Below are 12,445 nucleotides of genomic sequence, written 5' to 3'. Positions count from 1 at the left end.
ATGCCGTCCCGTGACGTTTTCCGGCTGTCGGACAGATGAGCTTTGAGCTGCGCCGCTATGACGAGAGCGACTGGACGGCGCTCATCGCCTTGTGGGTCGAAAGCTGGACGCAGGCGCGCCCAGAGATTGATTTTTCCGCCCGCGCGCCCTGGCTGGCCGATCTATTCGCCTCCAGCCTCGCGGCGGGGGCGCAGGTTTTCGTCGCCGAGGACGACAAGGGCCTTGCCGGTTTCGTGATGTTCGATCCCGCGCGAAAATGGCTGGAGCAGATCGCCGTCGCGCCGCGCGCAAAAGGCGGCGGCGCGGCGCGGGCGCTGCTCGGCTGCGCCAAGGCCGCCTGCCCGCACGGGTTCGGGCTCGACGTCAACGCCGATAATTTCCGCGCGCTCGCTTTTTACCGCCGCGAGGGGTTTGTCGAGACGGGGGCGGGCGAAAACCCGCTGTCGGGCCTGAACAAGGTGATTTTGCATTGGACTTCGGAAAGGGGAACGCCCCTCACACGGTCACAAGAACGCTCGCCCCCGCGTTAAACTGCAACCGCGCCAGCCTCGCGTAAAGCCCGTCGCGCGAAACCAGTTCGGCGTGCGTTCCCTCCTCGACGATATGACCGCCTTCGAGCACCAGGATGCGGTCGGCGGCTAGAATCGTCGCGAGGCGGTGCGCGATGATCAAGGTGGTGCGGCCCTGCATGACATGATCGAGCGCCGATTGCACCAGAACCTCGTTTTCGGCGTCGAGCGCGGAAGTCGCCTCGTCGAGCAGCAGAATCGGGGCGTCCTTCAAGATCGCGCGGGCGATGGCGAGGCGCTGGCGCTGGCCCCCCGAAAGGGTGACGCCGCGCTCGCCGAGCCTTGTGTCGTAGCCTTCGGGAAGTGCGGCGATGAACTCATGCGCGGCGGCGCGCCTTGCCGCCGCCTCGATCATTGCCCGGCTCGCGCCGGCAGCGCCATAGGCGATGTTTTCGGCGACCGAGGCCGCAAAAATCACCGCATCCTGCGGCACCAGGGCGATGCGGCGGCGCAGGGCGGCGGGATCGGCCTTGGCGGCATCGACGCCATCGATCAGAACGCGCCCCGAAGTCGGATCGTAAAAGCGCATCAGCAATTGAAAAAGCGTCGATTTGCCGGCGCCCGAGGGGCCGACGATGGCGACCTTTTCGCCCGGCGCGATTTTGAGCGACAGGCCGTCGAACACCTGCTTGTCCGGCCGCGCGGGATAGGCGAAGCCGACATGGTCGAAAAAAATCTCGCCGCGTCCGGGCTCCGGAAAGTCGACCGGATGAGGCGGCGCGACGATGCGCGAGGGAATCGCCATGATTTCGGCGAGGCGTCCGGCGGCGCCGGCGGCGGCGGAAAGCTCGCTCCAGACTTCCGACAATTGTCCGAGCGAACTCGCGCCGAGCACGGCATAGAGCAGGAATTGCGACAATTGGCCGCCGGTCATGCGCCCCGCCAGCACGTCGCGCGCGCCAAGCCACAACACCCCGACGACGCTGGCGAAAGCCAGAAAAATCCCGATCGCGGTCAAGAGCGCCCGCGCCTTGGTCGCCGCGCGGGCGGCGCGATAGGCGCCCTCCGCCGCGGCGGCGAAGCGCCTTCGGCTGAACTCCTCGGCGCCAAATGCCTGCATGGTCCTCACCGCGCCCAGGTTTTCGGCGGCGAAAGCGCTGGCCTCGGCCAGAGTATCCTGCGCGGCGCGCGAACGGCCCTTCACCGACCGCCCCGAAGCGACCAGCGGCAGCACGATGACCGGAATGGCGATCAGCGCCAGCCCCGACAATTTGGGGCTGGTGAACACCATCAGGCTGACCGCGCCGACGAACAGGAACGCATTGCGCAAGGCGATCGAGGCGGAGGCGCCGAAGGCCGATTTGAGCTGCGTGGTGTCTGCGGTAAGGCGCGAGACCAGTTCGCCGGTCTGGTTGGCGTCATAAAAGGCCGGGTCCAGCCGGGTCAGATGCGCGAAAAAATCCTCGCGCAGGTCGGCGACAATGCGTTCGCCAAGCGTCATTACCAGAAAATAGCGCACGGCGGAGGCCGCCGCGAGTACGCCGACGACGCCGATCAGAGCGATAAAATAGGAATTGACCACTCCGGCGTGATCGGCGGCGAAGCCCCGGTCGATCATGCCGCGCACCGCCATCGGCATGGCCAGAGTGGCGGCCGAGGCCGTCGCCAGCGCCGCCAGCGCGCCCATGGCCCAGCCCATGCGGCGGCGGGCATAGGGCAGGATCGGCTTGAGGGAATTGAGGGAGTCGCGGGGCGAGCGGGTTTTCGAAGGGGTTTCGGGTGAAGTTTGCGTCATGGGCGCCTATATAGCGCCGATACGGCGAAAAAGGCAGCGGTTTTAAACTGCGCTTTCTTTCTTGCTCCGGCGCGCGTTCTGGTTTACTGAGCGCGCTTCCACTTTCCCGGCGTTTTCCGCGCCGCCTTCCGGTTCCGGGGCGGCGACGTCGCGGGACGCAGCCGCCAAGATTTCCTGCCATCCAAGGTTTTCCACCATGAAGTCCGATATCCATCCCGAATACCACACGATCAAAGTCGTCATGACCAATGGGACCGAGTTTTTGACCCGCTCGACCTATGGCAAAGAAGGCGACACGCTCAATCTCGACATCGATCCCAACACCCATCCGGCCTGGACCGGCGGCTCGCAGCAGTTGCTCGACCGCGGCGGCCGCCTGTCGCGCTTCAACTCGCGCTTCGGCGGCATGTCCTTCGGCAAGAAATAAGCCAAAGAAATAAGACAAAGCCGTTTCTTAAAAAAGCCGCGCCCGCGTCGCCAGGACGTCGGCGCGGTTTTTTTTGCCCGGGCTTGCGCTGGGCCGTTTACGTCCCACGCGGTTTGGCGCGTACGGTCGGGACGGCGGAGGCGGGATCGTCGGGCCAGAGATGGCGCGGATAGCGCCCCTTCATTTCGGCCTTGACGCCCGCCCAGGAGCCTTTCCAGAAGCCCGGCAGGTCGCGCGTGATCTGGATCAGGCGATGGGCCGGCGACAGCAGATGCAGGGTCAACGGCGCCCGTCCGCCGGCGAGGCTCGGGTGGATCGAAAGCCCGTAAAACTCCTGCACTCGCGCGGCGAGGACCGGGCCGCCAGCGTCCGCATAGTCGATCGCGATCGAGGAGCCTGCCGGGGTGACGTAATGGGTCGGCGCTTGGGCTTCCAGTGTCCGCGCCAGATCCCAGGGCAGCAGGGCCGAGAGCGCCGCGCCTAATTGTTCCGGGCCGATGTCGTCGCGGCGGATGCAGCCGAGGATGAAAGGCGCCAGCCAATCTTCCGGCGCCTGTTTCAGCCCCGCCTCGCTCAGGTCGGGCCAAGGATTGGAAGCGGCATTCGCCTCTCCCACGCCCGCGTGCGCCCGGCGCAGAAATTCCACGCGCTCGCGCAGTTGCATTTGGGCCTTGGTCCAGTTGAGCCGGTCGATTCCAGATGCCGCAATGCCGCGCGAAAAAATCCGGGCGTTTTCAGACGTGGCGGCGACGGGCAGGTTCTGCTCGGCCAGCGCCAGCGCACCAAAACGGCGGGAGGCGCGCCGGCGCAGCGCCCCGCTCGCCGCGTCGAAGCGGATTTCGTCGCGCGTTTCGATTTTTTCCGCGAACAGCGCCTCGAATGTCGCCTCGTCGAGTTCGGCGGCGGCGACGATGCGGCTCGCGCCCGCGCGCCCCGTCACTTCGGCAATGGCCAGCATTTTGGCGCGCGCCAGAGGGGAATGCGGCTCCAGACGAGCGGCGCGGCCATTGGCCATCAGAAATTCGCCCCCCTTGCCGCGTGAAACAGCGATGCGGTCGGGATAGGCGAGCGCGACGAGGGCGCCGGGAGAAAGGGCCTTGGCCTCGCCCATTTCGCCCAGTTCGCGGGCGGCGAAGCGCAATTGCCGGGTAAAGCCATGGGCGAGCCTTCGCGCGTCGTTTCCGCGCGGCGAATTGTCGCCTGCAAAACGCTCCAGCCGGTCGCCGAGATCGGGCGAATCGCCGCCAAGCCCCCGTTCGGTCAGCAGCACCGCAAGCTGACAGCCCATTTCTCCGTTAAAAAACTTTTCCGCCTGAAGGGCCATGCTGGCGAGGCGAGGCGGCAGCGGCAGCGCGCGCATGGCCTTTCCGCGCGACGTGATCGCCCCTCCCGCATCGAGCGCGCCGAGTTCGCGCAGCAGCGCCCGCGCTTCGGCGCTTGCGGCGGCGGGCGGCGGGTCGAGCCAGGCGAGATCGCCGAGATCGCGCGCGCCCCAGGCGGCGAGGTCGAGCAAGAGACCGGAAAGATCGGCGGCGAGGATTTCCGGTTGCGCGAAGGCCGGCAGCGCGCCGTTGCCCGCCTCTTCCCACAGGCGGTAGCAGACGCCCGGCTCGGTGCGGCCGGCGCGACCGCGCCGCTGGTCGGCGGCGGCGCGCGAAACGCGCAGGGTTTCGAGTCGCGTCAGGCCGAGGTCCGGCTCGAAACGCGGCGCGCGGACGAGGCCGCCATCGACCACCACGCGCACCCCGTCGATGGTGATCGAGGTTTCGGCGATCGAGGTCGCCAGTACGATTTTTCGTCGTCCCGCCGGCGCCGGCCGGATCGCGCGATCCTGCGCGGCGCGGTCCATCGCGCCATAAAGCGGGCAGAGGTCGACGGCGGGATCGCGCAGCTTGTCGGCCAGCAGGGCGGCAAGGCGGGTAATTTCCGCCTGTCCGGGCAGAAAGACCAGAATCGAACCGCTTTCCTGCGAAAGCGCCCGCAACACGGCGCGGGCGGCGGCTTCCTCGATTTTTTCGCGGGCGTCGCGGCCGAGATAGACGGTTTCGACGTCGAAGGCGCGACCCCGCGACTCGATGACCGGCGCGTCTATCCCGGGCTCGCGCCCCGCCGCCCCCATCAGCGCGGCGACGCGGGCGCCGTCGAGCGTCGCCGACATCACGAGCAGCCGCAGGTCGGGCCGCAGCGCCGCTTGCGCGTCAAGCGCCAGAGCGAGGCCGAGATCGGCGTCGAGCGCGCGTTCGTGAAATTCGTCGAACAGCACGGCGGCAATACCCTCAAGCGAGGGATCGTCGAGGATCATCCGGACAAAGACGCCTTCCGTCACCACCTCGATGCGGGTTTTAGGCCCGACCAGAGTCTGCAGGCGCACGCGCAGGCCGACGGTTTCCCCCAGATTTTCGCCGAGCAGGCTGGCCATGCGGTCGGCGGCGGCGCGGGCGGCGATGCGGCGCGGCTCCAGCACCAGAATCTTGCCGTCGTCGCGCCATTTCGCGTCGAGCAAGGCCAGTGGAACACGCGTGGTCTTGCCGGCGCCCGGGGGCGCGACCAGCACGGCGCGCGAAAATTCCGCCAGAACCTGCTCAAGACGCGGCAAAGCCTCGTCGATCGGCAACGCGGGCGTCCGGCTGGCAAGCGAAGAAAATCCCGAAGAAGATTCCATGCCGCCTCATGCCAGCAAATGCGCGATGCGACAATCCGGCGTTGGAAGACCTGACCAACAGCCCTCTTTTCCCACAAGAAAGAAAGGTTTATACGGCATCCTCGGGAGGCCCCTGTTCGGGGCGGAGCCAGGAACCATCCATGTCGCAAGACGCCGCTCAGACGCCTGTCGCAGCCCAACCCGCGCCGGAAAGAAGCCTGTCCGCCCCCGTCGTCCCCGAACATCGCCCGGAAGGTTTCTGGACGATGATGCTGGGCTCGATGGGCGTGGTCTATGGCGACATCGGCACCAGCCCGCTCTACGCGCTCAAGGCGGCGCTCGACCACATGAAAAGCGCCGGCGAGATCGTCGAATCGGAAGTGGTCGGCATTGTCTCGCTGCTGATCTGGGCCTTGTTCTTCGTCGTCACGCTCAAATATGTGTTCTTCCTGATGCGCGCCGACAACAAGGGCGAAGGCGGCACGCTGTCGCTGATGGCGCTGGCGCAGAACGCGCTCGGGCGGCGCTCGAAAATCATCTTTTTGCTCGGCGTGGCCGGCGCGGCGCTGTTTTCCGGCGACGCCATCATCACCCCCGCCATTTCCGTGCTCTCGGCGGTCGAGGGCCTCAATACCGCCTCCACCGCCTTCAAGCCCTATGTCCTGCCGATCGCCGTGGTGATCCTGGTGTCGCTTTTCGTCGTCCAGAGCAGCGGCACGGCGCGGGTGGCGACGTTTTTCGGCCCGATCATGGTGGTGTTTTTCGCTCTGCTCGGCGGTCTCGGGCTTTTCCATATCGCGGACGCGCCGCGCATCCTGCACGCGTTCAATCCGCTGAACGGCCTGTCGTTCCTGTTCGGCCACGGCGCGCAGGGTTTCGTCACCCTCGGCCTCGTCTTTCTGGCGGTGACCGGCGCCGAGGCGCTTTACGCCGACATGGGTCATTTCGGCCGCAAGCCGATTCAGGTCGCGTGGCTGGTGTTCGTTTTACCGGCGCTGATTCTGAATTATCTCGGCCAGGGCGCGCTTGTGCTCAAGGACCCCGAGGCGATGAAGGATCCGTTCTATCTGATGGCGCCGGCCTGGGCGCTTATTCCCTTCGTCATTCTCGCCACCGTTGCCACCGTCATCGCCAGCCAGGCGGTGATCACCGGCGCCTTCTCGCTGTCGCGTCAGGCGATCCAGCTCGGCCTGCTGCCGCGTCTCGAAATCCAGCACAAGTCGGCGACGACGGAAGGGCAGATTTTCGTGCCGCGGGTCAATCGCACCCTGCTGATCGGCGTGCTGATGCTGGTGTTCCTGTTCCGCTCCTCCGACAATCTTGCCAATGCCTATGGCATCGCCGTCACCGGCACCATGGTGGTAACGACGGGCCTCGCCTTTTTCGTGGTGTGGAAATTGTGGCGCTGGCCGCTTTATTTCGCCATTCCGTTCATCGGCCTCTTCCTCACCATCGATATGGCCTTTCTCGCCGCCAATCTGGTCAAGGTTCTGGAGGGCGGCTGGGTGCCGCTGAGTCTGGGCGCCTTGTCGATGATCGTGATGTGGACCTGGGTGCGCGGCAACGACCTGTTGTCGCGGAAGACCCATCGCGATTCGATCCCGACCGTCGATCTGATCCGGATGCTGGAAAAATCCCGGCCGACCCGCGTGCCCGGCACCGCCGTCTTCCTGACCGGCGACCCCAATGTCGCGCCTTCCGCGCTCATGCATAATCTCAAGCACAACAAGGTGCTGCACGAGCGGGTGGTGATCATGAACGTCGTCACCGAACCGATGCCGCGCATCAGCGAGGCCCATCGTTTCGAGGTCGAAAAGCTGACCAACGATTTCACGCGCGTCACGCTCTATTACGGCTACATGGAAAGCCCGCGCGTGCCCGCCGCCATGGCGCTGATGCGCAAATGCGGGATGAAATTCGACATCATGACGACGTCGTTCTTCCTCGGCAAAAGAACGCTCAAATGTTCGCCGGCTTCGGGAATGCCGCAATGGCAGGACCAGCTCTATGTCAGCCTGTCGAAACAATCGACCAACGCCACGGATTTCTTCTCGATCCCCTCCGACCGCGTGGTCGAGCTTGGCGCGCAGGTCACGGTGTGAACGCAGGGACTTTATGAGACAGGCGACGTTATTATCGTGCCGAGCGGGCGACCGGTTTTTTGCTTTTTTGCCTTTGCAACCCATCGCATTTTCGCGGTCGCCCAAAGCGCGTAAACAAGCCCGCCGGGACTTGACAAGCTCTTGCCTTATGAAATGTTAAGTTGCTGATTTTTTTGCGGAGGTTCTGATGTTCGTCCGTTCCTGCCTTTTTTTAATCGCATCGCTGTTTTCATTTCACGCTTCGGCCGTCTCGATCGACTGGGAAATCGCCAATCGATACCGCCTGTTCAAGGATGAAGGCCAGTTTCGCGCGCTCGTTGATACTTATGCGTCGCTGCCGGAAAGCGACAAGGCCAGTCAACCCGCCCTCGCCCTCGAAATCGCGCTCGAGAAAAAGGCGGCGGCAGGACAGCTCGGGCCGGCTTTCGGCGACAAGGTTGCCGTCGCGCGCTATGGCTGGGCCTCGGCGGTAGTGAACCAGGACAAGAATTGTTTCATGGCCGGCGACAAAAGCTATTACAAATGTCGGCTCGCCAATGGCGAACCCTATCTCGAACCGAAAAAATTCGACGCGCTGGCCGGTCTGGTCGATGGCGCGGCTTTTCAGGGCCAGTCCTGCATCTGGTCGGTGAACGGCGCCAAGGTCGCCGAGGGCGCCTGCGGCGAGAAGGTCCGCCTGCCCAACCTCCTCTATGGCCAAGCCTTTTCCATCGCGGTCGCCGCCGGCGGTTCGACCATCGCCACTCTGGAAAACCAGACCGGCAGGGTCGTCACGATTGTCGGTCTCGGCGATTCCTTCGCCTCGGGCGAAGGCAATCCGGACAAGCCGGCATTATTCGGAAACTATCTGAATCTGTTCAATAATTCTTCGCATATCGAAGGTGCGAACGCCTATCGGCTTTATCCTTTGCGTTCGGGTGTGCATTTTGGCTTCGGCAATGCGCCGGTTGATTTCGGCAGCCCGTCTTCGGCCGCCAAATGGCAGATGGCGCAATGCCATCGCTCGCTTTACAGCCAGCAGGTCAAGGCTTCGCTGCAACTCGCTATCGAACAGCCGCACCTCGCCGTGAATTTTCTGGGCTATGCCTGCACCGGCGCCGCCATCGAGGAAGGGTTGCTCGATTTCTGGGCGGCGCGCGACGATGTCCCCAAAAAATACGAGGATTCCGCGCCGCAACTGATGAAATTGCTACGCGACCTCTGCGTCGATCAGGCAGGTTACAATTATTATTCCGACCGCGACGGGTTCGATTGGCGAAAGAATCTCAAACCCTGCGCGGCGTCGCGGCGGCGGGTCGCGAAAATAGACGCCGTCCTGCTCAGCATCGGCGGCAATGACGTCAACTTTGCCGGCGTCATAGCCAATGAAAGCGTCGATTCCGGCGGTCGTTTCGATCCCTTGCGCGCCAGCCTGTTCGGACTTTGGAAGGAGGCGGCCGATCCAATCGGTTTCGACGAGGCTTTATCGAAAGCCAGGAGCGATTTTCCGCATCTGTTTGGCGAACTCGCCGCCGCCCTGAAAGCAAGAATCGCCTCCGGCCAAGAGGAATTGACCGTCATCCAGACGGCCTATCCCAATCTGACAAAAGTCGGCGATGGCGAACGGGAGGTCTGCCGCCCCGACCGGGCGACGGACGGAATGCAGGTCCATGAAATTCTTGGGTTAAGGAAAGCAACGACGGGCGAACAAGCGGCAGTTTTCGTCAACCGCCTGAACGGCGTATTAGGCGACGCCGTCGCCGGCCGGCTGGGCGAAGGCCATTGGCGGCTTGTCACCGATCATGTGCAAAAATTCTCCGGACACGCGATTTGCCAGGGCGAGGATGCGGCGGACCCCCTGCAATTTCCAACCTGGGATATGAAAAAGAAAAAATGGCTTTATTTTCCGGTGCAGCAATGGACCGCCTATGCGCCGCGCAAAAGGTGGTTCGTGACGCCGAACGACGCCTTTTTGACCGGCAATTACATGAAGTCGGGAATATCACCGGTGGACATCGCTCAGCCCTTGTTCGCGGCGACGATGAGCGGCGCTTTTCATCCCAACGCCCTGGGACATGCCGCGATAGCCGACTCGGTTCTGCCCCAGTTGCGCGACGTGGTTAAACCGTGAAGTGAAAATCTCCAGATATTCCGGAATTTTATCCGCGCCGCTCAAGCGGCGATGTCCAAAAGGCTCCGCTGCGAAAGCCGAAAGGCTTGGAGCAAGTTTTGGCGTTTAGAAACCGGGCCTAAACCGAAGCCCGATTTTCTCAAGGACGCCTCCATGTCTTTCAGCAAGGGATTGGCCGCCGCCGGCCTCCTCGCCGTTCTGGCGGGCGCCAAAGCCTCGGCGCTCGGCGCCTGTGCGGTCGGCGATCTCTGCACGATCCAGGGTCCGCAATTCGGCTGCAAGGACCCCGGCCCGATCAAGCGCTGGATCGAACTGAATATCGAAGTCGGCAAGGACGCGGCGGAAAACTTCATCGACGAACAGGTCGCCGCCGGGATTTGCGCCAAATTCAAGGGGGGCGACCGCCTGCGCATCACGCGCTATATCGGCATGAGGCGCGTCGAAGTTCAGCGCCCGGGCGAGGCCGAACACTACATCGTGCTGCTCAAATAATCTTGCGCCCGCCTGAGGGCTGTCGCCGCGGCCGGATTGACAAGCCGGCCAAAGCTCTCAACAACAGCCTTGGCCGTGACGCGCTGGCGCCGGCTCGAAACGTTTCGGGAGCTGGTGGATGAGCGCGTCGCAATCCGTGCACGAGTCGCATTGGTGGGTCTGGGCGGCGCCGCTCGGCGCGCTGGTGCTGCTGGGGCTCAAATATGGCGGCGTGCTGCCCAAGGACGCGCCCGGCCTCCTCGTCGTCGCCTCGATCTTCCTGCTCGCCTCGGTTTTCGCCGCCGTCCATCATGCGGAGGTGGTGGCGCTCAAGGTCGGCGAGCCGTTCGGCTCGATCCTGCTCGCCGTTTCCGTGACGGTGATCGAGGTGGCGCTGATCGTGTCGATGATGGTGTCGGCGCCGCCAGGAGCTTCGGCGCTGGCGCGCGATACGGTGTTTTCGGCGGTCATCATCGTGCTGAACGGGGTGATCGGCCTATGTCTCGTCGCCGGCGGCGCGCGCCACCGCGAACAGACCTTTCGCGTCGAGGGCACCGCCTCCTCGCTCAGCGTCCTCGCCACGCTGTCGGTGATGACGCTGGTCCTGCCGAATTTCACCGTCACCAAGCTCGGGCCACAATATGCGCCGACCCAACTGATCTTCGTCAGCGAGTTGTCGCTGTTGCTTTACGGCGTTTACGTTTTCGTCCAGTCGGTGCGCCACCGCGATTATTTTCTTGTCCCCGAACCGTCGCCGGCGCTGGCCGATGATTTTTCCGCAGCTACGCCCGACATCGCCGAATACAAGCCCTCGACCAGGCTGGCGCTGATCTCGATGGCTTTTTTGCTCGCCTCGCTGGTCGCGGTGGTGCTCCTGGCCAAATCCCTTTCGCCGGCGCTTGAGCAGGCCATCGCCGCCGCCGGCCTGCCGCCCTCGTTCAATGGCGTTGTCATCGCCGCTCTGGTGCTGCTGCCGGAAAGCGGCGCGGCGGTGGTCGCCGCCCGGGCCAACCGCATCCAGACAAGCCTCAACCTCGCGCTGGGCTCGGCCATCGCCAGCATCGGGCTGACGATTCCGGTGGTCGGCGCGGTGTCGCTCTATCTGGGGCAGGAGTTGATTCTGGGCCTCGGCTCGCAGGAAATGGTGCTGCTGGCGCTGACCCTGATCGCCAGCACGCTGACGCTCTCGACCGGACGCGCGACCATTCTGCAAGGCGCCGTGCATCTAGTGATTTTCGGCGTCTTTTTGCTGCTGTCGGCGGTGCCCTGATTTCGCGCCGTCCGGGCGACACTCACCGCACCGCCGTTTTCGACCACAGGTTGATGACGACCACGCCCGAAAGAATGAAGGCGATGCCGATCAGCGCCGGCGCGTCGAGACCCTGGCCGAAGAAGCGCCAGCCGATCAGCGAGATCAAAATGATTCCTATGCCCGACCACAGGGCATAGGAAATCCCTACCGGAATGGTTTCCATCGTCAGGGACAGGAAATAGAAGGCGACGCCATAGCCCAGGACGACCAGCACCGAGGGCGTCAGCCGGGTGAATCGCTCGCAGGCCTTCAGCGCGGTTGTCGCGCCGACCTCGGCCGAAATGGCGACGAGCAGATAGACCCATTTCAGCATGGTCGGTTCCCGATTTCCGCAGTCTTACCACAAGGACAGGATGCCGGCGGAAACCGGATAGCCGAGGCCGAGCCCGAGCAAAGCCCCGGCAAGCACGTCACTTGGATAATGATGGGCGGTGGCGACCCGCGACCAGGCGAGGCTGAGCCACATCATCGCGCCCGGAACGGCCATCGCTGGCCACAGCATGACGATCGGCGCCAGCACCGCCGAAAGCGTCATCGCGTGACCGCTCGGGAAGGAATGTTCGTCGAGCGTCGCCAGCAGCGACGACAGTTCCGGATCGACCCGGAAAGGCCGCCGGCGCCGATAACGGCGCTTGAGCCGCGGATAAAGGCTGTGCATGACCCCGGCGTTGACGCAGGCCAGCAGAACGATGCGCGCGCCGCCCCAGCCCCAGCGGGCGAACAGCAGGGCGGCGAGAAACAGATAGAACCAGCCATTGCCGAGCTTGCTGATGACGATGGCGCAACGCCGCCCCACCGGCCCCTGAGCCGTGCGCGAGAGGATGCGCACCGATTCGAGGTCCGCTTCCTGCAACGTCTCGATCCAGCGCCCCATACGCGGCGAAAAACGCCTGAGCCGCTCGAAGGAGGCCGGATCTGTCAGGGATTCGGCCGCTAGCGCCAAAGACGCTTCGACGCCCGGATTGGCCGGGGTGAGCGCGGAGGGCGGCGGCGTGTCGAGGCTGCGAATGGTCGGGTTCCTTGTCATCGGGACGGCGCCGTCGGGCTAAGGTCTTTCCGGCAGTTTACCATAGAAGAA

10 protein-coding genes are annotated in these 12,445 nt (G+C 64.2%); 6 read left to right on the top strand and 4 right to left on the bottom strand.

The window, feature by feature from the left end; genetic code table 11:
• The first annotated feature begins 35 nt into the window (after positions 1-35).
• Entirely contained in the window at positions 36-530 is a 495-nt protein-coding gene (locus tag QZY01_RS12265; protein WP_294537545.1) for a GNAT family N-acetyltransferase, read from the top strand.
• Here the strand turns inward: QZY01_RS12265 and QZY01_RS12260 are convergent.
• Positions 496-2,304, bottom strand: coding sequence for an ABC transporter transmembrane domain-containing protein (locus QZY01_RS12260; protein WP_294537542.1), 1,809 nt, complete (start codon positions 2,302-2,304; stop codon positions 496-498). The two genes, QZY01_RS12265 and QZY01_RS12260, sit on opposite strands and share 35 nt — an antisense overlap.
• 196 nt (positions 2,305-2,500) lie before the next feature.
• On the opposite strand from QZY01_RS12260, the gene rpmE reads away from it, so the two are divergent.
• A complete protein-coding gene (gene rpmE / locus QZY01_RS12255; protein ID WP_294537540.1) occupies positions 2,501-2,731 on the top strand; it encodes a 50S ribosomal protein L31 in 231 nt (76 codons plus the stop codon).
• Positions 2,732-2,828: 97 nt separating this feature from the next.
• Here rpmE and hrpB read toward each other — a convergent pair whose 3' ends face one another.
• Complete coding sequence (gene hrpB, locus QZY01_RS12250; RefSeq protein WP_294537539.1) at positions 2,829-5,393, bottom strand: ATP-dependent helicase HrpB; 2,565 nt, start codon at positions 5,391-5,393, stop codon at positions 2,829-2,831.
• A gap of 140 nt (positions 5,394-5,533) precedes the next feature.
• Here hrpB and QZY01_RS12245 point away from each other — a divergent pair, with 140 nt between their 5' ends.
• From QZY01_RS12245 to QZY01_RS12230, 4 genes are all read left to right on the top strand, one after another.
• Complete coding sequence (locus QZY01_RS12245) at positions 5,534-7,474, top strand: potassium transporter Kup (RefSeq protein ID WP_294537538.1); 1,941 nt, start codon at positions 5,534-5,536, stop codon at positions 7,472-7,474.
• Positions 7,475-7,661: 187 nt separating this feature from the next.
• A complete protein-coding gene (locus tag QZY01_RS12240) occupies positions 7,662-9,584 on the top strand; it encodes a hypothetical protein (protein ID WP_294537537.1) in 1,923 nt (640 codons plus the stop codon).
• A 153-nt stretch (positions 9,585-9,737) separates the two neighbouring features.
• Positions 9,738-10,076, top strand: coding sequence for a hypothetical protein (locus tag QZY01_RS12235; protein ID WP_294537536.1), 339 nt, complete (start codon positions 9,738-9,740; stop codon positions 10,074-10,076).
• Positions 10,077-10,194: 118 nt separating this feature from the next.
• Entirely contained in the window at positions 10,195-11,325 is a 1,131-nt protein-coding gene (locus QZY01_RS12230; protein WP_294537535.1) for an ionic transporter y4hA, read from the top strand.
• Positions 11,326-11,347: 22 nt separating this feature from the next.
• Here the strand turns inward: QZY01_RS12230 and QZY01_RS12225 are convergent, their stop codons facing one another.
• Positions 11,348-11,680: a multidrug efflux SMR transporter gene (locus QZY01_RS12225; RefSeq protein ID WP_294537534.1), complete on the bottom strand. Its 333-nt coding sequence runs from the start codon at positions 11,678-11,680 to the stop codon at positions 11,348-11,350.
• Between the two features lie 24 nt (positions 11,681-11,704).
• On the bottom strand, positions 11,705-12,394 hold the full coding sequence (locus QZY01_RS12220; RefSeq protein ID WP_294537533.1) for a phosphatase PAP2 family protein: 690 nt from the start codon (positions 12,392-12,394) through the stop codon (positions 11,705-11,707).
• Positions 12,395-12,445: the final 51 nt, after the last annotated feature.

The sequence above is a fragment of the uncultured Rhodoblastus sp. genome (assembly GCF_903903185.1).
In the GTDB taxonomy this organism is placed as follows: domain Bacteria; phylum Pseudomonadota; class Alphaproteobacteria; order Rhizobiales; family Beijerinckiaceae; genus Rhodoblastus.
This window is presented reverse-complemented; position numbering and strand designations above follow the sequence as displayed.